Raw genomic sequence first — 24,683 nt, forward strand, 5'->3', positions numbered from 1 at the left:
AGGGGCGCTTCGTCACTCCCGGCGCTGCGCCGCGGCCTCGACCCCCGCCATCAGCAGGTTGACCCCGAACGTATAGAAGGCCTCGGTGTCCTGTGGCTCGGCGTACGTGCCGGCGAAGGCCACCAGCATCGGGAACTCGTCGGCCGGCAGGCGCTCGATCTTGAGCCGGCGCTGCCGCCGCCACTCCCCGGCCTGCTCGGGCGGGACGTTCGACGGACAGTCCGGCTGGGCCCGGACCAGGCCGATCGAGCCGTGCAGCAGGTACGTCGCGATCCACCAGCCCTCCTGAACGCTGAAGCCACCGTCGCGGAGCAGGGCGAGCGCGTCGTCGGTGGCCCGGTTGAAGCTCAGCACCGTGTCCTTCTCGACCGAGAACAGCAGGTCGGGCAGGACCGGATGCCTCCGCATCACCGTGACCAGCGTCTCCACCATCGAGCGGAGCTGCTTCTGCCACGGATCGCCGGTCGTGCGGTCGGCCCGCACGCCGCTGAGCGCGTGATCGACGACGCCCTGCAGGAGCTCGTCCTTGTTCTTGAAGTGCCAGTACAGGGCCATCGGGGTCACCCCCAGCTCCTGCGCCAGCCGGCGGATCGTCACCGCGTCCACGCCGGCCTCGTCCCCGAGGCGCAACGCGCGCTCGGCGACCGCAGCCTTCGTCAGTTTTTCGCCTGCCACTTGACAACCATACAACGTACAGGTGTCATATACACCGTACATGTACGGCGTACTTGGACGACGTACACGGACACCGTACAGGGGGACCTGATGGAGAAAAACCGCAGGTGGTGGGGGCTGTTCGCGGTCGCTCTCGGCACCTTCATGACGTATCTCGACAACAACGTCGTCAACGTGGCGCTGCCGTCGATCCAGCGAGATCTTCAGCTGAGCATCGAAGGACTGGAATGGATCGCGAGCGCGTACATCCTGGTCTTCGCCGGACTGCTGCTCGCCGGTGGCCGCATCTCCGACGTGCTCGGCGCCCGCGGCACCTTCTTCACCGGCCTCGGCGTGTTCACGCTCGCCTCGGTCGCCGCCGGCCTGGCGCAGAACCAGGAAATGCTGATCGGCGCGCGGGCCGTCCAGGGGATCGGCGCCGCCCTGCTCACCCCGGCCGCGCTGGCCCTGCTCCCGGCGCTGTTCCCGGAGCCGCGCGAACGCGCCACCGCGTTCGGTGTCTGGGGCGGCGTCGGCGCCCTCGCGCTGGCCATCGGCCCGCTCACCGGGGGCTGGCTCAGCCAGCACGCGTCCTGGGGCTGGATCTTCCTGATCAACGTGCCGATCGGCATCGCGACCGCCGTGCTGGCCGCGGTCAGCATCCCGGCCTCGCAGCGCCGGACCGGTCGCCGCGGCTTCGACATGCCCGGCCTGCTCAGCTCGTCGATCGCGCTGTTCGCCCTCACGTACGCCCTGATCGAAGGCGAGTCGCGGGGCTGGACCTCGCCGGACATCCTGGGCGCCTTCGCCCTCGCCGCGGTGGGTGCGGCCGCCTTCCTCGTCATCGAGTCGCGCTCGGCCAACCCGATGATCGACCTGGCCGTCTTCCGGCAGCGCGTGTTCAGCGGTGGCCTGGTCGCGATCGGCCTGTGGGCGTTCGGCGTCTTCGGCATCTACTTCTACACGGCCATCTACATGCAGAACGTGCTCGGCTTCTCGCCCACCGAGGCGGGCGCCGCGTTCGTGCCGATGGCGCTGGTCCTGGCCGTGATGGCGACACTGGCGCCCAGGCTGGAGGCGCGTTTCGGGACGGCCCGCACGGTCTCCGTCTCACTCGCGCTGATGGCCGCGGCGATCGCCGGCATCTCCCTGTACGGCGAGGGCACCACCTATTGGGATCTGCTCCCGTGGTTCGTGCTCTACGGGCTCGGCGGCGGCGTGCTCGTGCCGCTCACCAACGTGATCGTCTCGGCGCTGCCGACCGAGCGGGCCGGCATCGCCTCGGGCATGCTCAACGTCTCCCGCGAGGTGTTCGGCCTGCTCGGCATCACGATCCTCGGCGCCATCCTGACCAACCGCTCGAACGCCGCCACCGGCACCGAACTGCACCGCTACCTGCAGGGCTACCAGTTCTCGCTGCTCGTCGCGGCGGCCCTGATCGCGGCCGGCGCGGTGGTCAGCTGGATCGCGCTGCGGCACACCGGGGCGAGCGAGCCGGAGGTCGTGCCAGAAAAGGAAGTTATCGCAGCCATCTAGAACTGTTCATCGATCCGCACGTTGTCCGGGGTGGCAGGCACCCCCGGACAACGTGCGGAGAGTTGTATTGAAAAGCAAGAGATGGTGGGCACTCGTCGCGGTCGCGCTCGGGACGTTCATCACCGACCTCGACACCAACATCGTCAGCCTCGCGCTGCCGTCCATCCAGCGGGATTTCGGGATCAGCCTGCAGTCCCTGGAGTGGATCGTCAGCGCGTACCTGCTGGCCTTCGCCAGCCTGTTGCTGGTCGGCGGCCGCCTGGGCGACGTGCTGGGCCTGCGTCGGGCGTTCCTGGCCGGCCTGGTGCTGTTCACCATCGCCTCCGTCGCCGCCGGTGTCGCACCGAACGAGACCGTCCTGATCGCCGCGCGGGTCCTGCAGGGCGTCGGCGGCGCGCTGATCACCCCGGCCGGCCTCGCGCTGCTCATCGAGTTGTTCCCCGACCCGCGCGAACGCGCCACCGCGATCGGCATCTGGGGCGCGATCGGCGCCGTCCCGGTCGCTCTCGGCCCGGTCCTGGGCGGAGTGCTCAGCCAGTACGCCTCGTGGAACTGGATCTTCCTGGTCAACGCTCCGGTCGGCGTGTTCGCGGTGGTCCTGTCCGCGGTAAGCATGCCGCGCTCGCAGCGTCACCGGTCCTCGGGCATGGACCTGCCCGGTCTCGTCGTGTCCGCGCTCGGGCTGCTCGCGATCACCTACGCGTTGATCGAAGGGGAGGCACGCGGCTGGTCCTCGCCGCTCATCGTGGGCTCGTTCGTCGTCGCGGTGCTGGCCGCCTCCGCGTTCCTGCTCATCGAGGCGAAGTCGCGGAACCCGATGATCGACCTCGGCGTCTTCCGGCTGCGGGTGTTCAGCGGCGGCATCGTCGGTGTCGGGCTGTGGGCGTTCGGGATCTACGGGGCGGTCTTCTACCTGGGGCTCTATCTCCAGAACGGACTCCACTTCTCGCCCACCCTGGCCGGTACCGCCTTCATCCCGATGGCGGCGCTGATGACCGTGGCCGCGAGCCTGGCGCCGAAGATCGCCCTACGCTTCGGCAACGACCGCACCCTCGCGACCGCCCTCGCCCTGATCGCGATCTCGGTCGCCTGGCTCGGCTTCTACGGCGCCGGCACCTCGTGGCTCGACCTGCAACCCGCCTATCTCCTGTACGCCATCGGGGCGGGCGCGTTCGTTCCGATCAACAGCGTGGTCGTCGCGGCCGTCCCGCCCGGGCGTAACGGTGTCGCCTCCGGCACGCTGAACGTGTCGATCCAGGTCAGCGGCCTGCTCGGCGTCGCGATCCTGGGCGCCGTGCTGTCCGCCGGCTCGAACGCCGCGACCGGCAGCGAGGCGCACCGGTTCATCGCCGGCTACCAGGTCGCGATGTGGGTCGGCGGCATCGTCGTCGCGCTCGGGGTGCCGCTGCTGGCGTGGGCGCTGCGGTCGGTGCGGCACGTCAATCCCGAGGAGGAGCCGGCGGACGCCGCAGCGATCGAGCATGACGCTCCGCTGCCCGCGCCCGAGCGTGCGTGACCAGCGCGTCGATCTCGTCGAGCAGCTGCGGGCCCGGGCTGACGATGCTCGCCCAGCCGTAGAGCGCGTATCCCGGATGCGGCATCAACCGGTCGGCGCGGGCGAAGTCGTATTCGGCCCGATGCTTGTCGAACTCCTTCGGGGGGAAGCCGAAGCGTCGCTCGAACTCGGTACGGCCCAGCTCGACGTTGAGCCGGAAGACGCCGGGCCGGTCGAGCAGGGAATCCTCGTCGAAGCCGGGGACGTCGTGCTCCACGATGGTCGCGAACGGTTGGCGGCGGTCCGGGCCTACGTAGAAGAAGCGGTCGCCCCAGGCGCCCTCGGGAGCGCCGTTGTCAATGCTCGCGATCAGCTCGTCGACGTCGGGGTGGGAGCGGATCAGCGTCGCGACGGTCGCGGGGGTTAGGCCGGTGTTTATGTGCAGGACCGCGTCGGCATGGTTGAGGGTCTCGGCGTCCAACGGGAAGTAGCCGGGGGTGGCGGGCCTCGGGGTTGCTGTTGGTGCGTTTGTTGCGCTGCTCAGCCCGTACGGGAGTTGGTCCTCGATCGTGTTTGGGGGTGCGGGCGGGATGTCCAGGGTGGGGCTCGCGCCGAGGCTGCCGAGGATGACGACGTATCGGTCGGCGAGGTGCTCGCTGACTGCGGCGCCGGCGCTTGGCCATTCGAGGTCCATGCCGGCCAGCGTCCATTTGCTTGGGTTGCGTTGAATGTGTCGGTTGTGGGCGAAGAGGAGGGTTGGCCCTCGGTCGGATTCCCGGCGTCGGATCGCCATCAGGTTGCGGGCCATGGTTGCGTCGCGTTCGGCCAGGAGGCGGGAGGTGCGTGCGGCCTGCGGGAGGGGCTCCGCGGCCAGTGCGTGGTAGCGGAGAAGGTCGATGGCGGTGGCGAGGTTGATTCGGGCGCGATGCCGTTCGGCGGTATCGCCGGCTTCGGCGAGGCTCGCCATCATCTCGTCGGCGATCTCGCGTAGGCGGTCGGCTTGCGGCGTGCGGCCGATCGACCTTCGGTAGTCCATCAGCGCGGCGGTGTCGGCCCAGCGGTCGTCCGGGCCGAGCAGCGTGTCGATCTGCGCCCATCGGGCTTGGCCGTGCTTGAGGAAATCGTGCGCATATTTCAGATATGGGCGAGGGCTTGGTGCGGTCGTCATCTCGTACGGGCCGTCGAAGCCGTAGAACGTCAGCCGATCGCCCGGATGTGCCGCGTTGTAGTCGCGCATGAAGACCATCAGGTCGCGCGTGGACGGCAACTCTCCCAGGCCGTGCGAGAACGCGCCATCGAGCGACACGTCCGCACCACGCACGTACGTGTCGGCGGTCAGCCCGGCCACCCGGTCGGATTCCAGCGCGATCGACCGGAAGCCACGCTCCACCAGCGCCTCGAACAGGTCGTTACGCAACTGCGGAAAGGCCGGCTCGCCGTGCGTCGGCTCACCCAGGGCGAGCAGGCCGGGCTTCATGGCGTACGCGTCCAGGAAGGCACCGATATCGAAGGTCATAGACTAGACCGTATCGTTGAACCGCCCATGGAGACTTTACCCGGAGGGCTCTCGGGAAATGACCGCTCAAGCCTCAAACCGCAGGCCGGTCGACTTGGCGCGGGAGCACGGCCTCTCCGCGCAGGCCGTGCGGAACTACGAAAGCGACGGCGTGCTCCCACCCGCGGAACGCAGCGCCTCCGGTTACCGCCGGTATACCGAGGTCCATGCCGCCGCCCTTCGCGCGTACCTGGCCTTGATCTCGGCACACGGTTACGCGACCAGCGGAACCATCATGCGCGCGGTCAACGACGGCGCGCTGGACGTGGCGCTGCAGGCCCTCGACGCCAGCCACGAGCAGCTGTCCCGCGACCGGCAAACGCTGGACGCGGTCTCGGCCGCGATCGAAGAGCTGACCGGCGACGCCCCGATCCCGGCCGGCGCGGCCGGCACTCCTGGCGCGGCCGGCACTCCTGGCGCGCCGCGCGGCATGGCCCGCGGCCTTGGCGCGCCCGGCGGGGCGTTGCCGATCAGTGCGCTCGCGCATCGGCTGCGGCTGAAGCCCGCGACACTACGCAAATGGGAGCGGGCCGGAATTCTGACCCCGGTAAGGGATCCCGTCACGCATTACCGGGTCTACTCATCCGACGACGTACGCGACGCCGACCTCGCCCATCTGCTGCGGCGCGGCGGTTATCCGCTGGCCCACATCGCGACCGTGCTCAGGCATGTGCGGGAGGCGGGCGGGGCGAACGCTCTCGCCGATTCCCTGCACGACTGGCGCGAACGGTTGACCGCTCGCGGGCGGGCAATGCTCACCGCCGCGGCCCGGCTGGACGAATACCTGAACGTCTCGCCCAGGGCGGCGGGGTGCGGGCGACCACGCACCCCGCCGCCAGTCGGCTGACTCTCCCCCAAGAAGTCAGCCGCGCAGGAAGGCGAGTAGCTCCGCGTTGAAGATGTCGGCATGCGTCACGTTGAACCCGTGCGGCGCGTCCGGCACCACCACCAGCTTGGCATCGGTGACGATCTCGGCGGTCCGCCGCCCGCTGGCCTCGAACGGCACGATGGCGTCGGAGTCACCGTGAATGACCAGCGTCGGAATGGAGAACTGCCGAAGATCTTCGCGGAAGTCGGTCTTCGTGTAGGCGGTCGTCAGCTCGAGCGTGCCCTGCGGCGACCCGAACGCGGCGATCTGCGAGTTGTAGGCCTGCTGCTGCGGGCTCACCAGGTCGGTGCGTCCCTTGACCGAGAAGAAGTTCGTCACGAACCCGTCCACGAACGCGGCCCGGTCCTGCCGGATGCTCTCGTGGAACGACGTCAGCAGCGCCTCGTCGATCGCACCTTCCGGATTTTCGTCCGTCTTGTACAGGTACGGCGGGACCGCGGCCGCGAACACGGCCTTGGTGACCCGGTCGACGCCGTAGCGACTCACATACCGCGCCACCTCACCGCCGCCCATCGAGAACCCGACCAGCGTCACGTCGTGCAGGTCGAGGTGCTCGAGGACGCGGTTCAGGTCGGCCGCGAGGGTGTCGTAGTCGTACCCGCCGTACGGCTGCGAGGAGTTACCGAAACCCCGTCGGTCATATGTGATGACCCGGTAACCGTCCTCAATTAACGCCGGAACCTGACGCTCCCACGAACGACCGGACAACGGCCATCCGTGGATGAGGACAACCGGCGTACCGGCGCCGAAGTCCTCGTAGTAAAGCTCAATCGGGGAGCCGTTCTCTTCCCCGACAGTCAGCTTTGGCATCTGCGTTCTCGCCCTTTCATCGTGGAGTTCTGCAGGAGATCCTCACCAGGGGACGGGCTCGTTAGCATCAGTCAGGTGACGTGCACCGGGGGACGGCTTGATCAATAGTGCCACTACGCTGGGGAGCCTAATGGTGGTCCGGATCACAAGTTATTAGCCCATGGCGCTCGCCGCCAACGCTCTGGCCTCGGCCCGCAACTGCGCCGCCCGATCCGTGTGGCCGGCCCTCTCGTATTCCACTGCCGCCGCCTCCCGCTCCGCCATCTCGGCCCGGACGATCCGCTCCACGTCCGCCTCGCTCAGCACCCGTCTTTCGGCCTCCGCCGCGCCCGCCCCGATCGGTGTCTGCTCGATGGCCAGACCTTGCCGGACGCCGTCATCCACCGCGACGGCCTCGGCGTTGTCGATGGCCGAGAGCGTCGCCCGCAGCGCGGACACCGCCGCTCGATCGCGCGATTTCATCGCCGCCGGTAACGCTTCTCGGAGTCTCTGTCGCAGTGGGGTCTCGTTCATGCGGAGAAGTTAGCCCGGCGGCGACTCGGGCGTCATGCCGATTTGCCGGCCTGTGGATAACTCGCCGGGGGCGGGTTCGAAGGCGTGAGTGGGGCCGCCGCGAGCGGACGACCGCGGCGGCCCCGGGCCTCAGAGCCTGATGCGCTGGCCGGGATAGATCTGATGTGGATTGTGGACGGTCGCCCGGTTCAGGCGGTAAAGCGCATGCCATCCGCCCCTGACGTGCCACCTCTTCGCGATCCGGTTGAGCGTGTCACCGCTGCGGATGACGTAGGTTGCGCCGGCCCGTCGGGTGTTCGGTTTCCGGGCCGTTGTCCGGTGGTTCGTCACCTTGTGGCGCTTCGCGTGATGCGCCCTCTTGCCGCACGTGGGCCACGCGCCCAATCCCTGCCGCCGCAGCACTTTCTCGGCGACGCTGATCTGCTCGGCACGGGTGGCCCGGTTGGCCGTTCGCGCATACTTGCCGCCGCCGTGCGCCCGCCACGTCCCCCGGCTGAACTGGAGCCCACCGTAATAGCCGTTGCCGGTGTTGGCTCCCCAGTTCCCGTTCGACTCGCAGTGCGCGATCGCGTCCCAGTTCACGTCTGCTTCCGCCGGTGCCGCCGGAGCGAGCAACGCGAAAGCGCTCACCAGCCCGACGGCCAGCCGGGCGTTCTTCTTCATTTGTGCCATGAGCTTGAAACCTCCACGCCTGCGAGGTCAGCTGTCGGGTTCGGGCCGAGGAGCCCGGCCGCCGGTGGCGGCTTCACCCCGAGACATGCGTGGCACGCCGTGGAACTTGGGTCCCCCGCTCCCAGGCCTTGAGTTCGAGTTCCGCGCGGCGGCGGCTGGGATTCGGCGTTCCGCCCGCGGTGCCCGTCTTCACGGGTCGGGGCCGACGCTAATCACGATCGAGGCGGCCCACGTGCGAGAACGATAAATTACTCATGGGTAATGCTGGAAGCTTACTTTGCGGCACAATCGACTGTCATGAGCCAACCTGACCGCGATCATGACATCGTCGTGTACGGCGCCACCGGCTTCGTCGGCGTGCTTGTCGCCCAATATCTGGCCGCCCATGCGCCGAAAGGCACGAACATCGCGCTGGCCGGGCGCTCGGGCGCGAAACTGGCCGCGGTCCGGGACCGGCTCGGGGTCGACTGGCCGATCGTGGTCGCGGACGCCTCCGACACGGTCGCGCTCAATCGGCTCGCCGTCTCGACGCGCGTCGTGGTGACCACCGTCGGGCCGTACGTGAGGTATGGCGAGCACCTCGTGCACTCGTGCGCAGCGGCCGGCACCGACTATGTCGATCTGACCGGTGAGGTGGTCTTCGCGCGGCGGAGCATCGACGCGAACGACGAGCTCGCGCGCCGGACCGGGGCGCGGATCGTGCACTCGTGCGGCTTCGACTCGATCCCGTCCGATCTGGGCGTGCACGTGCTGTACGACGCGGTGATCGCGGACGGGGCCGGCGAGCTCGCCGACACCTCGATGGTGGTGACCGGGCTGCGTGGCGCGGCCAGCGGCGGCACCATCGACTCGATCCGCAGCCAGCTCGACGTCGTGAACGACGATCGCGTGCTGCGGCGGATGGCAGCCAGCCCGTACTCGTTGACTCCGGATCGCGCCGCTGAACCGGATCTCGGCCGGCAGAGCGACATGGCCACCGTTCGCGGCGACGTCGTCGACCCGTCGTTACGGGGCACGCTGGCGCCGTTCTTCATGGCGTCGTACAACACGCGGGTGGTGCGGCGCAGCAACGCGTTACGCGGATGGGCGTACGGACGAAGCTTCCGTTATCGCGAGCTGATGAGTGCCGGCACGTCTGCGCTTTCGCCGGTCGTCGCCAACGGCATCAAGGCCGGCATCGGGGCTCTCTTCGTCGGGCTCACCCTGCCACCGACGCGGTTCGTGCTGGACCGCGTGCTGCCGAAGCCGGGCCAAGGGCCGAGTGAGCGGATCCGCAGCGCCGGGCACTACACCTTCGATTTCTTCGCCACCACCGCCAAGGGTGAGCGGTATCGGGCGCGGGTCCGGCAGAAGGGCGATCCCGGATACGCGGCGACCGCCGTTCTGCTGGGGGAATCGGCCCTCACGCTGACGGCCGACCGTGACGAGCTGCCGCCCTCCGCCGGCGGCGTGCTGACCCCGGCCACGGCGCTCGGCGACCCGCTGGTGACCCGGTTGCGGGCGGCCGGGGTGGAGATCTCGGCACACCGGGCGTAGGCCGCCCCGCGTGTTCGGCCTGCGCCCGTGGCCTGCGTGACCGGGCTAGAGATCTTTCGCGCCTGAGGTCTCGGTGCTGATCGGCTTGTTACCGGCGCTGTCGGCCTTGCTGCTCGGCTCATCTGGTCGGGTCGGCTCTGTCGATGGCAGCCTGGGTCGTTTCGCAGCCTCGCGGCCGCGACCGTAACACGGCGGCTCGGGATGGGCATTGCCGCGCGCCGCCGACCGGGGTGCGCGCCAGGCAGCGTCAGGTAGCGCCAGTCAGTGCCGTGCAAGGCCATGATGTGGGATCCCTGTCCGTTGTATGGGACCGGCGTCCACATCGTGGCAGCGCGTCCACAATGCGAGATTCGCGTCCACAGTGGAGCGCCGTTTTCTTCACATTCGTACCCTTTGCTCCGGCGCTTCTCGCCATGTTTGGTAGACCTTGGAGAGTTCGGGCTCACATGTGGGCGCAACTCTCCAAGGTCTCAAGAGAGTCCAGAATATGGCCGGGGTCGCCACATAGTGGGATGGACGGACGAGGTGCACGTCGACCTGGACACCTGTGCGGCTCGTGGTCACCTCGGCTGCCGCTGCCGCTGCCGCTGCCGGGCTGCGGACTGCTGCGCGCCGCGGACTGCTGTGGGTCGCCGATTACGGGTCGCCGGTTGCTGGACCCGCATGGCATCGAGATCCGCTGCGGCCCGGCTTGGGAACGGTGCGGATTCGGACCACGACCCCGAAGCGTCTCTAGTTGTTCAGCAGGGCCAGTGCGATGCCGGTGAGGTGGTCGGCCAGCAGGTCCGGTGGGTCGTCCATGCCGTTCGTGATCCAGTCGATGATGACCTCGCTGATGCCGGCGACCAGGGCCAGCAGCGTGCGGCCGTAGCGCACCTGGTCCTCGGGGCCGGTCGACACGCGGCGCAGCACGTGGGCCAGGAACTCGGCGTCGTGGCGCAGGACGCCGCGGCGGCGGGTCTCCATGCGGGGTGCGTTGATGTAGATGACGCGGGCGCGTTCGGGCTGGTCACGGAGCATGCGCACGAGCGTCCGCAGGGCGGGGCGCAGCAACTCCTCGATGCTCGCGGGGTGTTCCGGGGCGGAGCGCACGACGCCGGTCAGGAGCCACTCGTTCGTCTCGCGGTGGACCTGGACGATCAGATCCTCGCGGTCGTGGAAATGCTCGTAGAAGTACCTTTTGGAGACCTTCGCGCCGGTACAGACTTCGGCCACGGTGATCGATTCGTACTCCCGGGTGCCGAAAAGGTGCACGGCCGACGCGACGATGCGTGCTCGTCGCTCGGAGGCGCGTTCGGTGCGGGAGAGGCCGCCGTACTTTTCGCCCCGTTTCGTCGCTACCGCTGTATGGTCGTCCACGCTCCCACGTTATGCGTGATCGTCTACTGTGTGCCGGTCGGCGATCGGTGAATGTGCGGTGGGCGCGGAATCAAGTCGCTTGATCAATCGGTGGACGATGATCAAAGGGATGATGCCGAACACTCCGAACGAGATGTCGATCGGGAGCCACCACCAGGGCAGCTGCCGGATCGGGCCGGCGATCAGGGCGAGCGGGACAATGCCGACGCAGCAGATCATTCCCCACTCGATCACCCAAATGTTGCGAATCGGATCACGCCACGGACCGACGAACGCGACGGCGATCACCAGGTGCGCGAAGGCGAGCCAATCTGTCCCGTACGCGATAAATGGGTAATTAGTGTCAGTTGTCAGCAGGCCTTCGCGAACCCGGTCGAGGAACACCACCAGCGCGTCCGGGGCCGGCGCGTGATGAAGCACAAAGGTCAGCAGCCGCACCTCGCTGACCAGCGGAAACGCGGTGGCGCCGCTGAGCACCAGCCCGATGATGAAGATCGCCAGCCACACGCGGATCGCTCTCATGATCAACAACGTAGGCGGCCGAAACGGCGTTCTGCCAGGTCGCACACAACACCTTCACAAAGAGCGGTAGCAGAAACCCGACTCGCAGGGCATGAGTAATCACTCATGGGCTTCATATCGATCGCTACTGGCCGGAACCGGGTCCATACGGGCAGGATCGAATCATGGCCGCAAGCCGTCTTCCGTATCCACTCACCCTGACGGGGGACGGCATCATCCTGCGCGAGTGGCGCTCCGAGGACCTCGACGACCTGGTCATCATGCTGGACGAGCCGGACATCGCGCGCTGGACGCCGATGCCGTCGCCGTTCGACGTCGAGGCCGGCATCGCGTACCTCAAACGGGCGTACCAGGGACGCATCGGCGGCCAGCGCATCCAGCTCGCGATCACCACGGACGGCGGCCGGCCGCTCGGTGAGGTGCTGCTCTTCGGCGTGGATCTCGGCCTCAAGGAGGCCGAACTCGGCTATCTGGTGGGCCGCGGGCATCGGCGACGAGGACTCGCGTCGGGTGCGTTGTCGCTGCTTTCGTCGTACGCCCAGAATTCGCTGAACTTAAGCCGGCTGTTGCTCCGGATCGATCCGGGAAACACCGCGAGCACCGCCGTGGCCCGCCGCTGCGGCTACCGGCTGACCGGTGAGCCGCCGATTCTCCAGGAGGGCCCGTACGGTCCGACCAGCCTGGACACGTGGGAGCTGGTCGAGGGGCGGACCGGCGCCCGGCTGGAACGGCTGAGAAATGTCGCAGCCCGGCGGTACGGTCGTCGCACCTGAGATTCCTCATTGCTGGAGGTGTCATGATCAGCGTTGATCGTGCACACGTGATGGCCTACCGGGCGCGCGCTCTCGGGCTCGCGACCAGGGGCTCCGAGCGACCGGGCGACCTGCACGTGCTCGACCTGGGGATCCAGGAATACACGCCGGGCTCGGTCCAAGTGGCGCTCGCCGCGCGCACCACCGCCGACTTCGACGACGACCGATTGATCATGGTGTGGGCGGCTCGTGGGGCTCCCCATCTGCTGCGCCGCGCCGACCTCGCGGCCCTGGTCAAACAGCTGTGGCCGGTCAGCGACGCGGATGCCTCGGTGCGGATCAACAGCGCCCAGATCCCCGACGGCGTGAAACTGGGCGTCGAGGCGTTCCGGGTCACCGCGGCCGCGTTCCGCGAGGTGCTGCACGAGCCGATGCCGCGCGGCGAGGTGAGCACCGAGGTCAGCAAGCGGGTGCCACGGTCCCTGACGTATGACTGCCGCACGTGCAAGGCGCGGCACATCGCGGGCAACGTCTGGCAACACTCTGGGCTGGCCGGCGGCGTCGAGGTGGTGTCGCGGGGCAAGGACGCCATGCTCGCCCCGATCACGAAGGCGCCGCCGCAGCCCAAAAAGAATTCCGGGGTCGGCGCGCTCATCACGACGTATCTACGGTTCTTCGGCCCAGCCACCCCCGTGGAGGTCGGGAAGTATCTGGGCAGCAGCACCGCCGAGATGAAGAAGGTCTGGCCGTCCGGAGTGGTGGAGATCACTCTCGATGGGCGCGCCACGTGGCTGCCCGAGACCTCGGTCGACGAGCTGACGTCCGCGGCTCCGGTCACCGGGGTCCGGCTGATCCCGCCGATGGATCCGTTCCTGCAAGCGCGCGACCGTGACCTGCTGATTCCTGATCGTGCCCGGCAGAAAGAGGTGTGGCGCGTCCTCGGCAACCCGGGTGCGCTGCTGGTCGACGGCGAGGTCGCCGGCGTCTGGCGGGCGAAGATGGCCGGCCGCAAGCGGGTCGATTTGACCGTGACACCGTTCGGCCGGTTGACCGCGGCGCATCGCAAGAAACTCGAGGACGAGTCGGCCGAGGTGGCCCGTGGCCGGGGAGTTTCCGACGTCACGGTGGCTGTGGAGTGACCACTGTGGACGTGTCGCCAGATTCACACGCGTCAACTGGCACGCGAACAGTTTTCGCAACGGCAACTTGCGGGTAACAATGTCATTGATCGGAGAGGCTGCCCCTCCGATCATGTGCGGCCCGGGCCAGACCGGAGGTGGCGACGATGCTGAGTAGGGAAGACAACCAGCGACTGGCGCAGTTGGAGCGCCAACTGCTAGAGGACGATCCAGAGTTTTGTGCGCGGTTCACAGTTGGCGAGCTCCCACCCCTACCACGTAAGCGCGTTCCTCTGTCCCTCATCCTCACCGCCATCGTGGTGTGGACCTGCGCCATCGTGCTCGCGGTCTTCATGTGGTGGATCGCGGCCGCGGCTACGGCTTTCTGCGGCATCGTCGTGTTCGCCGTGATGATCTACGGCGTGATCCGGGAGCGGAGGCGGCACCGGGTCTAGCAACCCGGGCGACGACGTTACCGCTCGGCCGGCAGGGCTCGGGCCGGGCGGAACACCCAGATGCGCATGAGCAGGAAGCGTGCGGCGGTTGCGATCAGGTTGGCGATGACCAGCACCGACAGCTCGATGAGCCGGGCGGGCTGGACCGTGGTGGCGTCCAGCAGGGCCAGCGAGCCGCTCGTGACGCCCAGGCCGATCCCGAAGACGATCAGGCCCTGTGCCTGGTGACGCCAGGCGCTTTCGGTGCCGCGTACGCCGAAGGTCAGGCGCCGGTTCGCCGCGGTGTTGGCGATCGCGGTGATCAGCAGGGCGGTGAAGTTCGCCCACTGCGGGCCCATTCCGGTGCGCAGCAACGCGAACAGCGCCAGGTAGGCTAGCGTGCTCGCGACACCGACCACCGCGAAGCGCACGAGCTGGCGCGGCAGCCCCGCCGGGAGGCCGGCCACGCGCAGCGGATCCCGGCCCGCCTGATCGCGGACGGCCTGCTCCCCGGCCAGGCGACCGCCGCCGGGCAGCTGACCGCCGCCGGGCTGCTCCCGGGCCGGCTGATCGCGGCCCAGCTGGTCGCGCAGGGTGGCCAGGGGGAGGCGGCCGGTGGACAGCGCGCGTGCCAGGCGGACTATGCCCTTCAGGTCGGCTACGGCGGTGGGGATGATGTCGACGCGGCTGTCCGAGTCGTCTACCCAGTCGACCGGGACCTCGTGGATGCGTAGCCGGGCGCGCTCGGCCAGCACCAGCATCTCGGTGTCGAAGAACCAGCCGGGGTCCTCGACCATCGGCAGCAGCCGGGCGGCCACCTCCGCGCGGATCGCCTTGAAACCGCACTGCGCGTCGGAGAAATGGGCGGCCAGCGTGCCCCGGAGCAGCAGGTTGTAGCCGCGGGAGATGAACTCGCGCTTCGGGCCACGGACGACCCGGGAGCCACGCGCCAGCCGGGAGCCGATCGCAAGGTCGGAGTGCCCCGAGATGAGCGGCGCGACCAAGGGCAGAAGCGCACCCAGGTCGGTGGAGAGGTCGACGTCCATGTACGCCAGGACCGCGGCGTCCGAGCGCGTCCACACGTGCTTCAACGCGAGCCCGCGGCCCTTCTCGTCGAGGCGCACCGAGCGTACGTCGGGAAACTCCTCGGTCAGCCGCCGCGCCACCTGGGCCGTGGCGTCGGTGCTCGCGTTGTCGGCGACGGTGATCCGAAAGGGGTAGGGGAAATGCGCTTTGAGGTACGCCCGTAGCCGTCGCACACTCGGCTCGAGGTCGCGTTCCTCGTTGTAGACGGGGACGACCACGTCGAGGACCGGGGCGCCGGCGGGGGTCGTGTCGGGGGCGTCGGCGGACAGTGTCTCAAGGCTCATGGGCTCCAAGGTCGCGCTCGGTCCTGAGCTGCATTTGTGCCCGCCCTGTGCCCTCGCTATGAACAGCGAAAACGCGTGCGGGCGGCTCCCGTGTGGGAGCCGCCCGCGATTCGGGGAAGTGTCAGGCTGTCGTATTCGTGGTGGGCGCCGTCAAGTCGTAGACCGTCGTGTTTCCCACGGTCTTGGCGGTGAAGTTCGCCTGGACCCACTCGGCGATCTGGGCGCTCGCGTTGCTGCCGCCCGCGCTGCGCCCGCCGAAGCCGGCGCCGCCGATGAAGTAGTGGATTTTGCCCTGGGCCACGTATTCCTGGAACTGGGCCAACGTCGGGGAGGGGTCGCTGCCGTTGAAGCCGCCCACCGGCATCACCGGCTTACCGGTGGCCAGTTGGTAGCCGGACGCGTTCTGCGAGCCGACCGATGCGGCGACCCAGGTGTACTTGTCGGCGTCGGCCAGGAGAAGGGCCTTCATCTCGGCGCTGACCGATGCCGAGTCGAGCAGGCCGCCCATGCCGCCACCGCCGCGGAAGCCGCCGCCGTTCTGGGATCCGCCGGGCAGGCCGCCGTTCTGCGAGCCGCCCGGGAGGCCGGGGAAGCCGCCGCCGTTCTGGGCACCGCCGGCGAAGCCGCCGCCGTTTTGGGAACCGCCCGGGAAGCCGCCGCCGTTCTGCGTGCCGCCGGGGAAACCGGGGAACGTCCCGTTCTGGCCGCGCCCGCCGCCGAATCCGCCACCGCCGCGTCCGCCGCCGAACCCGCGCCCACCACCGGGCCCGAATGCCGCGTCGGTAGCCGGCCCCGCCGACGGGATCGAACCCGTATGCGGCTGTGACACGGTCTGTACGGCGTACGCGGCCGGCCCCGCAAGCACGAAGATCAGCGCAAGGCCGGCAGCCACCGCGCCCACCCGGGTGGGCAGGCGCAGTGAGCCCAGCACCGCGACCGCCGCGAGCAGACCGCCGACCAGCACCACCCACTTGAGCCAGGGCAGGAAGTCGGCGCTACGGGCCAGCAGGACGTACGACCACCACGCCGTCACCGCGATCGCCACGGCCAGTGTCACCGCCGCCGCCCAGTGCCGCCGATGCCGCCACAACACCGCCGCACCCATGCCGACCAGCGCACCGATGGCCGGCGCCAGCGCGACCGTGTAGTACGCGTGGAAGATCCCCTGCATGAAGCTGAACGTCAGCCCGGTGACCAGCAGCCACGAACCCCACAGGATCAGGCCGGCCCGCTGCCGATCGGTGCGCACCCGGCGGAAGGTGATCACCAGGCCGGCGACCAGCAGGATCAACGCGGCCGGCAGCAGCCACGCGACCTGACCGCCCTGCTCCGGCGCGAACATGCGCAACAGGCCGGTCGATCCCCAGAAGCCGCCACCCCCGCCTCCGCCGCCCCCACCGCCGACGCTGCCGGTCTCGTCCCCGCTGAGCCGTCCCAGGCCGTTGTAGCCCAGGGCCAGCTCGAGCAGGCTGTTGTTCTGCGATCCGCCGATGTAGGGCCGCATGGACGCCGGCACGAGCGAGACGATCGCGATGTACCACCCGGCCGACACCACCACCGCAAGACCGGAGAGCAGCAGCTGCCAGATCCTCTTGCCCAGCTTGGGCGGCCCGGCGAAGAGGTAGGCCAGCGCGAACGCCGGCACCACCAGCAGCGCCTGCAGCATCTTCGCGAGGAAACCGAACCCGACGAACACCCCGGCCAGCATGATCCACTTGGTGGAGCCGTTCTCGATGGCGCGGGTCGTCGCGTACGCGCCGGCCACCATGAGCAGCACGAGCAGCGCGTCCGGGTTGTTGAACCGGAACATCAGCGCCGCGATCGGGGTGAGCGCCAGCACCAGGCCGGCGAGCAGTCCCGCGGCCGGTCCGAACCAGCGGCGCACCGACGTGAACAGCAGCCCCACGCTGGCCACGCCCATCAGCGCCTGCGGCACCAGGATGCTCCAGGCGTTCACCCCGAAGACCCGCGCGGAGAGCGCCATCACCCACAGCGACGCCGGCGTCTTGTCGACCGTGATCGAGTTGGCCGCGTCCGACGAGCCGAAGAAGAACGCCTTCCAGCTCACCGAGCCGGCCTGCACCGCCGCCGAGTAGAACGAGTTGGCCCAGCCGTTCTTGCCGAGCCCCCAGAGGTAGAGGACTCCGGTGAGCAGCAGCAGGACGCCCAGGGCCGGGCGGATCCAGCGGCGGGTCGGCGGCGGCGCCTGAGGGACGACAAGCGGCGGGACGGGCAACGTCGTGGTCATCGAGGCTCTCCACGGGGCAGGGGATGCTTACCTCGGTAACTGTCGGTGGTTGCCCTATCCCGCCGATGTGCCGCTACTGTGGGCGGGCTGTGAGTCGCGAGTGCGCCGCCCGCGCCAGCCTCTCCAGCACCTCGACCGTGGTGTCCCAGCCCATGCAGGCGTCGGTCACCGACTGACCGTAGGTGAGCTCGCCGCCGAGGTTCTGCCGCCCGGGCACCAGGAAGCTCTCCAGCATCACCCCGACGATGCCGTTCTGCCCGGCCTCGATCTGGCCGGACACGTCGTCGGCCACGCTCGGCTGACGGGTGTGATCCTTGCCGCTGTTGCCGTGCGAGCAGTCGATCACGACGCGCTCCGGCAGCTCGGCCTTGCGCAGCAGCTGCAGCGCGCCCTCGACGTCAGCGGCGCTGTAGTTCGGCCGGCCGTCGCCGCCGCGCAGCACCAGGTGGGTGTCCGGGTTGCCGTTGGTGCTCAGGACCGCCGGGGTGCCCCCGAAGTCGATGCCGGGGAAGACGTGCGACGCGGCCGCCGCCCGGATGGCGTCGATGGCGGTGGCGATGCTGCCGTCCGGGCGGTTCTTCATGCCGATCGGCATGGACAGGCCGGAGGCCAGCTGCCGGTGGACCTGCGATTCGACGGTACGGGCGCCGATCGCACCCCAGGACACGGTGTCGGCGATGTACTGCGGCGTGATCGGGTCGAGGAACTCGACGGCGGTCGGCAGTCCTCGTCCGACGATCTCCAGGAGCAGCTTGCGGGCGATCCGCAGGCCGGTCCCGACATCGCCGGAGCCGTCCAGCCCCGGGTCGTTGATCAAGCCTTTCCAGCCGACGGTGGAACGCGGCTTCTCGAAGTAGACGCGCATCACCACGAGCAGGTCCTCCTGCAGGCGGGCGGCCTGTTCGGCGAGCAGGCCGGCGTATTCGCCGGCGGCCACCGGATCGTGCACCGAACACGGACCGACGACCACCATCAGTCGTCGGTCGCGGCCGGCGACCACTTCTTCGACCTCTCGCCGCCCGGCCAGGACCGTGTCCTGAAGCTCGGCGGTCAGGGGCAGCTCGTGGTGCAGCAGGGCGGGGCTCATCAGCGGGACGATGCGGTCAATGCGTTGGTCACGCACGCGCTGGACCTCGGGGACGATCACGGTCTTCATCTCCTCTGCCGGCGCCCACCAAGAGAGCCGGCTTTTGCTCTAGGCAAAAATAAAAGGCAGCGACACTGTCGCTACCTCTACCGGCTCTGTGTGGTGTCTCAGGTCACGTGGTTACGCCCGAGGCACCGGCTGCAGAGCCGGCCTCGTAAAGCGCCAATAACCACGTAACACGTGGGGGAGCATAGCGCGGTCATGCGGCCGGCGTGATCGCGGGTGTGGCCGCCAGCGGGAGCAGCACGGTGAAGACGGTCCGGCCCGGGACGCTCTCCACGGAGACGCCGCCGCCGTGCGCCACGACCACGGCCGACACGATGGAGAGGCCGAGCCCGGTGCTCCCGGCCGCGCGCGAGCGTGAGCTGTCGCCGCGGGCGAACCGCTCGAAGATGTGCGGCTGCAGCTCCGCGGGGATGCCCGGGCCCTCGTCGGTGACGCGCAACACGGCCGCCTCGGGCGTCGCGCTCACCGAGACCGTCACCGAGGTGCCGTCCGGCGTGTGCGTACGGGCGTTGGCGAGCAGATTGGCGAGCACCTGATGCAGCCGGGCGCCGTCGCCGTCGACCGTGACCGGCTCGTCGGGCACGTCCAGGTGCCACTGATGGCGGGGTCCGGCCGCGTGCGCGTCGCTCACCGCGTCGACCACCAGCATCGTCAGGTCCACCGGATCGTGGGCGAGCGGCCGGCCGGCGTCCAGGCGGGCCAGCAGCAGCAGGTCCTCGACGAGCAGGGTCATCCGTTTCGCCTCGGACTCGACCCGGTTGAGCACGTGCGCGATCTCGTCCGGGACCGGCTGCGGGCTGCGCCGGCTGAGCTCGGCGTAGCCACGGATGGCGGCCAGCGGGGTGCGCAGTTCGTGGCTGGCGTCCGCGACGAACTGCCGCACCTGCATCTCGCTCGCGTGCCGGGCTTCGAGAGCGTTGCCGACGTGGTCGAGCAGACGGTTGAGGGCGGCGCCGACCCGGCCCACCTCGGTGCGCGGGTCGGTGTCCGGCAGCGGCACGCGCTGCGCGAGCTCCACCTCGCCGCGGTCGAGCCGCAGCTCGGAGACGCGGGTGGCGGTCGCGGCGACCCGGCCCAGCGGGCGCATGGTGCGCCGGACGATGGCCGCGCCGGCCCAGCCCGCGATGATCAGCGTGATCAGCAGCGCGGCGCCGATGACGATGCCCGCCCGCATCAGGGTGTCCTGTGTGGACTTCAAGGGCATACCGATGATCCGCAGACCGGTGGTGCCGTCCTGGGTCTGGAAGGCGACGGCCATCACGCGGTAGTCCCCGTAGCCGTCGATCGTGACGTTGGACTTGGTGCCGTTCGGGGTGACGGCGGTGAGCCTGGCCAGGTTTCCCGAGTTCAGCTGCACCCAGTCGGCGTACGGCTGGCCGTACGGGTCCTGCTTTCCGACGATCATGCCGCCGTTGACGACGGTGCCGTTGTCGAACAGCAGCGAGATCGAGTTGATCTCGCCGTACGGGCGGCTCTCCGCGGCGTTGCCGCCCGGCCGGGGTCCCTGCGGCCCGCCGTGGAACGCGCCGGACGCCTGGTCCAGCTTCGCGTCGACCTGGCCGTACAGGTTCTTGTGCAGGAACAGCTCGGTGGTCCCGCCGACCGCGACGCCGAGCAGGGTCAGCAGCCCCAGCATGATCGCGACGATTCGGGCCTGCATGGACCAGCCCGCCGGGCTACGCCAGCGGGCGGGGTGGGGGACGGACATGTCAGTCCGCGGGTTTGAGGACATAGCCGGCACCACGCATGGTGTGAATCATCGGCGCGCGGCCCGCGTCGATCTTCTTACGAAGGTACGAGATGTAGAGCTCGACGACGTTGGCCTGGCCGCCGAAGTCGTAGTTCCACACCCGGTCCAGGATCTGGCTCTTGCTCAGCACCCGGCGCGGGTTGCGCATCAGATACCGCAGCAGCTCGAACTCGGTAGCGGTCAAGGTGACCAGGTCGCCGCCGCGGCGCACCTCGTGGCTGTCCTCGTCGAGCGACAGGTCGCCGACGACCAGCTCGGAGTCGGAGCGCATCGGGGCGCGGCCCATCCGGCGCATCAGCCCGCGCAGCCGGGCCACCACCTCTTCCAGGCTGAACGGCTTGGTCACGTAGTCGTCGCCGCCCGCGGTGAGGCCGGTGATGCGATCCTCGACCGAGTCCTTGGCGGTCAGGAACAGCACCGGGACCTCGGGGGTCTCGCCGCGCAGCCGGCGCAGCACCTCGAGCCCGTCGATGTCGGGCAGCATCATGTCGAGGATGACGGCGTCCGGGCGGAACTCGCGGGCGGTGCGCACCGCGGACTGCCCGTCGGCGGCGCTACGCACCTCCCAGCCCTCGTAGCGCAGGGCCATGGACAGCAGCTCGGCCAGCGTCGGCTCGTCGTCGACCACGAGGACCCGGACCGGGGTGCCGTCGGCCCGCCGGAGGTCGGTGCTGGGATCTGCGTTCGCCATCGTCATGCCCCCACTTTCGCGGGCCACGCTTTGCGTCAGCTTTTCGCTTCCTGTGTACCAGCTGTGTTTGGGGTAGGTCATGCAAACCGGTGTGTCGAGAGCCTCAAAAGCGGACAAAATCCGCATAATGCTTGCGTGTGGATCTCGGAGAGGGTATTGGCGCTCATGGCGCTGGTGACGCTCGGCGCCCTGCTGATCGCGGGTGGGGCGATGTTGTTGCTGGCCGCCGGTCGGCGTGAGGTCAGTCGGAGGTCTGCGCCAGAGCCGCGTCCCGGAACTGGCCGGCTCCCTGCTTCAAGCGCTCGATGTATTGCGGCCGGTTCCAGCTTTCCCAGGTCACCTGACCGATGGCCTGTTCGGTCCCGGATGCCGTCAGCGACACTGTCACCCCCGGACTGACCTTCGTGGTCAGCCTGCCCTTCGCGGGCACGCCCACCCGGTGCGTCGACGGGTCGGCGAATCCGAGCATCGCCCACGGCACCCGCACGTCCACGGTGTCGTCGTCGCGATGCCAGAGCGCGAGACTGGCACCCGACCGCCAATCGCCGTACTCCAGCCGCCCCGGATTCTGCAGCGCCACCGGCACTTCGATCTTGCTGGTCGGTATCGTCATCGCGCGGCCCATCAGCAACTCGAACGGCTTCCAGCCCTCCGGCGCCGGCCCTCGTGCCGAGGCCGGGACTCCGACGTCCAGGCGGACCGGATCCAGCTGATTTCGCAGGTACGCCTGTCCGTCGTGCCCGGCGAGGTTGAGCGCGAAGGCCGCGTCCGGACGACGGTCCGCGCTCCCGGCCATCGGCGGCCCGGTCAGCTCCGGCAGCACGTCGAAGCCGATCAGCAAGGTGGTCGGCGGCGAGTCCGCCAGCTTGATCCGCAGGTGCAGGTAGGCGGCGTCGGTCCGGGCCGTCACCTTCGTCGCCGGCCAGGCCGCGTCGGCGTCGAACAGCTGCCGCCCCGGTGCGTCGTCGTCGGCCGGATCCATCGAGAGCAGCCCGAAGTACTGCTCGTTGGTCAGCGGGTCGTGCCACATCGAGCGGCGGGTGTCCACCTGATGCCCGACGGTGTTCCAGGTGGACCGGTTCCAGTCGTCCGCCCAGCCGGCCAGGAAGCCACCGGCCAGGCCCTCCCGTCCGATGATCCGCAGCAGGTCCGCGTCGATCCGCATCGCCGCCTGCTCGGCGAGCCCGCCCTGGTTCCGGCCGAGCGGCCCGTCGTGCGCCGAGCCGAGCGACGACGGCACCCCGAACTCGGTGATCAGCGTGGGCATGTCACGGTGGTGCCGGCGCAGCGCCGCGAGATAGCCCGCGTACGGGTCGCCGGTGTTCACCAGGCCGGGCTCGAAGCGCAGGAAGTCGGGGTAGTACGGGTACGCGTGGTAGCTGGCGAACGTCCCGGCCGGCCACTGCGGTGTGGGCCGCACGTGGTTGGCGTCGAGCTGCAGCAGATCCTCCTGCTCGAGCGGCTCGTCCGGGTGCCGCAGCGGATCCGTGGTAGCCCAGTTCACGAACGCGATCGGCTGGCTGTACCCGCGTTTCGCCTGCAGCCCGGCCAGCTCGTCCATCCGGGTGGCGAGCCACCGCTCGGTCGGCGATGCACCTTCGGTGCTGCGGAAATACTTGCCGTCGGCCGGCTTCGCCGCAGGGATCGTCGTGCGCGGGTCGGGTTCAGAACCGATGATCCAGCCGGCCAGCCACGGGTTGGCGTCGGTGTCCCAGGCGCCGTGCTCGCCGGCCACCGCCGTCGCGGTGTCCCGTACCGCCCGCTGAAAGGACTGGTCACCGCGCTGCTCAACCCCCTGCATGAAGTAGAGGGGCTGGTCCGGGTTGGTGCGGTTGTACTCGGCGAGCTGCTGGTAGAACTCGGGCGGGTGAACGCTGTAGATCCGTACTACCCGGATGCCGAGCCAGGTCATCGCCGCGAACCACGCCCGGTACTGAGCCGCGGAGATCGGCGACCCGCCGGGCGTACCGGGGGAGAGGTTGACGCCGGGCAGGAACGTCCGGTCGCCGGCCGCGGTGTGCAGCTCCAGCGTTTGCCCGTCGGCCGCGGCGAGCACGGACAACCCGTTCGCGGTGACCGGCGCCGGCGACCAGGACGTGCCGCGCGGCGGCGACGGGATGTCGCTCATCCCGGCGATCAGGAACGCCGGCGAGTTGACCGCGGGGATCGAGGTGCCGCCGGTGAGCGTGAGGCACAGGGCGACCAGCAGGGCCGCGCCGAGGGCCGGTCTGAGCCGTCCGAATCGTGGACGGGCCGGCACGAACACCACATGACTCGGAATGTCCCCCACGCAGGCATTGTGCGCGGAGCAGGTTGCCGTTTGCGGCGATTTGTCGCCAAGCTCGGATCGGCGGAACACTCGCCGTCGGCCCGATGTTGTGCCAGCGTTGGTCTCTGTCGGCGGCGCGAGCGTGGGGAGCGTGTAAGTGGATCTTCTCGAGGAGTACCGCAGGGCAACCTTTTTCTTCGAGTCCGGGGACCCGCTCGGCGCCGCCAAACTGCTGGAGCCGATCGTGGCGGCCGAGCCCCACAACACCGCCGTTCGTCAGCTGCTCGCCCGGGCATACTTCAACTCGGCCCAGCTCGGCGGCGCGGAAGCCCAGCTCAGATTCCTGGTCGAGCGTGATCCATCGGATCACTACGCGCATCACGTGCTCGGCCGCACCTTGGAGAGGGGCGGCCGATTCCGTGAGGCGCTCCCGCACCTGCGGCTGGCCGCCGCCATGAAACAGCAGACCGAGTACACCGAGGCCCTGCAACGGGTCGAGGAGTGGCTCGGCAAGAACTCCGTAGGATCGTGACGTGAAACTCAAGCTCGACCTGCACGACATCTTCAACAAGGGCAGCGACATCGACCGTGCGCTGCGCGGCATCATCGACGAGGCGGTCCAGAAGAAGGCGACCCTGGTCGAGATCATCCCGGGCAAGGGCAGCGGCGCCCTGAAGAAGAAGGTGCTGCGGTTCCTCGACCAGAAGGAGATCAAGCAGCTCTACCACCGGGTTGAGAAGGACGGCGACAACTGGGGCCGGCTGTTCGTGCATTTCCGCTTCAACGAGTCGACCGGGCGCCGCGGCCGGGGCCGCTAGCGGATCACCCGGTACCAGAGCTCGGCGGCGCTCGGGTGCTCCTTCTGGGTGAGCGGCTCGAGCCGCACCGGCGACCCGGTGAACAGCCGGGTGCCGTCGCCGAGCAGGACCGGCGCGATGAACGTCAGCACCTCGTCGACCAGGCCCGCGGCCAGCGCCTGCCGGGCCACGTCGGCGCCGAGGACGCACACGTACTTGTCGCCGGCCGCGTCCTTGGCCGCCTCCACCGCGCTGGTCAGGTCGGTGACGAAGGTGGTGTCGGGCGGGATCTCCACCGGCGGCTCGTGGGTGAGCACGAACTGCTGACCGTGCCATTTCCCGCCGAACGCGCCCTCGGCATCGGTGCCTTGGTTCGGGTCGTCGCCGAAATACGTCCGGCGCCCGACCAGCAGCGCGCCGGTGCGCGTCGCCAGGTCCCGCGCGGTCGGGTTGCGCCCGGAGTACGGGGCCATCCACGACATGTCGCCGCCCGGGCCGGAAATGTAGCCGTCCAGGGACATAGTCGCCGAGTAGAGCACCTTTGCCATGCGCCCCATCCT

At 69.2% G+C, this 24,683-nt stretch carries 23 protein-coding genes and 1 riboswitch; of the genes, 9 read left to right on the forward strand and 14 right to left on the reverse strand.

Going from position 1 to position 24,683, the window contains the following annotated elements:
• Positions 1–12: 12 nt before the first annotated feature.
• A complete protein-coding gene (locus HH310_RS27340; RefSeq protein ID WP_312034353.1) occupies positions 13–675 on the reverse strand; it encodes a TetR family transcriptional regulator in 663 nt (220 codons plus the stop codon).
• Between the two features lie 90 nt (positions 676–765).
• Between HH310_RS27340 and HH310_RS27345 the strand changes: the two genes are divergently transcribed.
• Together HH310_RS27345 and HH310_RS27350 are read left to right on the forward strand one after the other, a co-directional pair.
• Positions 766–2,190, forward strand: a complete 1,425-nt coding sequence (locus HH310_RS27345; RefSeq protein ID WP_169178527.1) for an MFS transporter — start codon at positions 766–768, stop codon at positions 2,188–2,190.
• Positions 2,191–2,257: 67 nt separating this feature from the next.
• On the forward strand, positions 2,258–3,706 hold the full coding sequence (locus tag HH310_RS27350) for an MFS transporter (RefSeq protein WP_211192686.1): 1,449 nt from the start codon (positions 2,258–2,260) through the stop codon (positions 3,704–3,706).
• Here HH310_RS27350 and HH310_RS27355 read toward each other — a convergent pair.
• A complete protein-coding gene (locus tag HH310_RS27355) occupies positions 3,630–5,201 on the reverse strand; it encodes a DUF6194 family protein (protein WP_169178529.1) in 1,572 nt (523 codons plus the stop codon). The genes HH310_RS27350 and HH310_RS27355 overlap by 77 nt on opposite strands.
• Before the next feature lie 58 nt (positions 5,202–5,259).
• On the opposite strand from HH310_RS27355, the gene HH310_RS27360 reads away from it, so the two are divergent.
• Complete coding sequence (locus HH310_RS27360; RefSeq protein WP_169178530.1) at positions 5,260–6,087, forward strand: TioE family transcriptional regulator; 828 nt, start codon at positions 5,260–5,262, stop codon at positions 6,085–6,087.
• Between the two features lie 15 nt (positions 6,088–6,102).
• Here the strand turns inward: HH310_RS27360 and HH310_RS27365 are convergent, their stop codons facing one another.
• The 3 genes from HH310_RS27365 to HH310_RS44950 form a co-directional block, all read right to left on the reverse strand.
• Positions 6,103–6,939 carry an alpha/beta fold hydrolase gene (locus tag HH310_RS27365; RefSeq protein WP_169178531.1) on the reverse strand — a complete coding sequence of 279 codons (837 nt, stop codon included), beginning with the start codon at positions 6,937–6,939 and terminating at the stop codon, positions 6,103–6,105.
• Between the two features lie 153 nt (positions 6,940–7,092).
• Positions 7,093–7,452: a hypothetical protein gene (locus HH310_RS27370; protein WP_169178532.1), complete on the reverse strand. Its 360-nt coding sequence runs from the start codon at positions 7,450–7,452 to the stop codon at positions 7,093–7,095.
• A 129-nt stretch (positions 7,453–7,581) separates the two neighbouring features.
• Positions 7,582–8,124, reverse strand: coding sequence for a transglycosylase family protein (locus HH310_RS44950; RefSeq protein WP_169178533.1), 543 nt, complete (start codon positions 8,122–8,124; stop codon positions 7,582–7,584).
• Between the two features lies 1 nt (position 8,125).
• Positions 8,126–8,302: riboswitch (cyclic di-AMP (ydaO/yuaA leader) on the reverse strand.
• Between the two features lie 119 nt (positions 8,303–8,421).
• On the opposite strand from HH310_RS44950, the gene HH310_RS27380 reads away from it, so the two are divergent.
• A complete protein-coding gene (locus HH310_RS27380; RefSeq protein ID WP_169178534.1) occupies positions 8,422–9,660 on the forward strand; it encodes a trans-acting enoyl reductase family protein in 1,239 nt (412 codons plus the stop codon).
• Positions 9,661–10,392: 732 nt separating this feature from the next.
• On the opposite strand, the gene HH310_RS27385 is transcribed toward HH310_RS27380, so the two are convergent.
• On the reverse strand, positions 10,393–11,019 hold the full coding sequence (locus HH310_RS27385; RefSeq protein ID WP_169178535.1) for a TetR/AcrR family transcriptional regulator: 627 nt from the start codon (positions 11,017–11,019) through the stop codon (positions 10,393–10,395).
• Between the two features lie 9 nt (positions 11,020–11,028).
• Positions 11,029–11,526, reverse strand: coding sequence for a hypothetical protein (locus tag HH310_RS27390; RefSeq protein ID WP_312034354.1), 498 nt, complete (start codon positions 11,524–11,526; stop codon positions 11,029–11,031).
• 179 nt (positions 11,527–11,705) lie between these two features.
• On the opposite strand from HH310_RS27390, the gene HH310_RS27395 reads away from it, so the two are divergent.
• The 3 genes from HH310_RS27395 (at position 11,706) to HH310_RS27405 (ending at position 13,866) form a co-directional block, all read left to right on the forward strand.
• On the forward strand, positions 11,706–12,314 hold the full coding sequence (locus tag HH310_RS27395; RefSeq protein ID WP_169178537.1) for a GNAT family N-acetyltransferase: 609 nt from the start codon (positions 11,706–11,708) through the stop codon (positions 12,312–12,314).
• A 23-nt stretch (positions 12,315–12,337) separates the two neighbouring features.
• Positions 12,338–13,432: a winged helix DNA-binding domain-containing protein gene (locus HH310_RS27400; RefSeq protein ID WP_169178538.1), complete on the forward strand. Its 1,095-nt coding sequence runs from the start codon at positions 12,338–12,340 to the stop codon at positions 13,430–13,432.
• Positions 13,433–13,578: 146 nt separating this feature from the next.
• Complete coding sequence (locus tag HH310_RS27405) at positions 13,579–13,866, forward strand: DUF3040 domain-containing protein (protein ID WP_169178539.1); 288 nt, start codon at positions 13,579–13,581, stop codon at positions 13,864–13,866.
• 17 nt (positions 13,867–13,883) lie between these two features.
• Here HH310_RS27405 and HH310_RS27410 read toward each other — a convergent pair whose 3' ends face one another.
• The 6 genes from HH310_RS27410 to HH310_RS27435 form a co-directional block, all read right to left on the reverse strand.
• The gene (locus HH310_RS27410; protein ID WP_169178540.1) at positions 13,884–15,215 is read right to left on the reverse strand and encodes a bifunctional glycosyltransferase family 2/GtrA family protein; all 1,332 of its coding nucleotides are present in this window, start codon (positions 15,213–15,215) and stop codon (positions 13,884–13,886) included.
• Between the two features lie 121 nt (positions 15,216–15,336).
• Positions 15,337–17,463 carry a glycosyltransferase family 39 protein gene (locus HH310_RS27415; RefSeq protein ID WP_169178541.1) on the reverse strand — a complete coding sequence of 709 codons (2,127 nt, stop codon included), beginning with the start codon at positions 17,461–17,463 and terminating at the stop codon, positions 15,337–15,339.
• Between the two features lie 73 nt (positions 17,464–17,536).
• Positions 17,537–18,619: a 3-deoxy-7-phosphoheptulonate synthase gene (locus HH310_RS27420; RefSeq protein ID WP_169178542.1), complete on the reverse strand. Its 1,083-nt coding sequence runs from the start codon at positions 18,617–18,619 to the stop codon at positions 17,537–17,539.
• A gap of 190 nt (positions 18,620–18,809) precedes the next feature.
• A complete protein-coding gene (locus HH310_RS27425) occupies positions 18,810–20,276 on the reverse strand; it encodes a sensor histidine kinase (protein ID WP_396027549.1) in 1,467 nt (488 codons plus the stop codon).
• Positions 20,277–20,325: 49 nt separating this feature from the next.
• Complete coding sequence (locus HH310_RS27430; RefSeq protein WP_169178544.1) at positions 20,326–21,063, reverse strand: response regulator transcription factor; 738 nt, start codon at positions 21,061–21,063, stop codon at positions 20,326–20,328.
• 235 nt (positions 21,064–21,298) lie between these two features.
• Positions 21,299–23,347, reverse strand: a complete 2,049-nt coding sequence (locus tag HH310_RS27435) for a hypothetical protein (protein ID WP_312034355.1) — start codon at positions 23,345–23,347, stop codon at positions 21,299–21,301.
• Positions 23,348–23,483: 136 nt separating this feature from the next.
• Between HH310_RS27435 and HH310_RS27440 the strand changes: the two genes are divergently transcribed.
• Positions 23,484–23,858, forward strand: coding sequence for a M48 family metallopeptidase (locus tag HH310_RS27440; RefSeq protein WP_169178545.1), 375 nt, complete (start codon positions 23,484–23,486; stop codon positions 23,856–23,858).
• A gap of 1 nt (position 23,859) precedes the next feature.
• Positions 23,860–24,144: a Smr/MutS family protein gene (locus tag HH310_RS27445; protein WP_169178546.1), complete on the forward strand. Its 285-nt coding sequence runs from the start codon at positions 23,860–23,862 to the stop codon at positions 24,142–24,144.
• Here the strand turns inward: HH310_RS27445 and HH310_RS27450 are convergent.
• Complete coding sequence (locus HH310_RS27450) at positions 24,141–24,671, reverse strand: dihydrofolate reductase family protein (protein ID WP_169178547.1); 531 nt, start codon at positions 24,669–24,671, stop codon at positions 24,141–24,143. The two genes, HH310_RS27445 and HH310_RS27450, sit on opposite strands and share 4 nt — an antisense overlap.
• Positions 24,672–24,683 lie beyond the last annotated feature (12 nt).

Source organism: Actinoplanes sp. TBRC 11911, assembly GCF_012933445.1.
Taxonomy (GTDB): Bacteria; Actinomycetota; Actinomycetes; order Mycobacteriales; family Micromonosporaceae; genus Actinoplanes.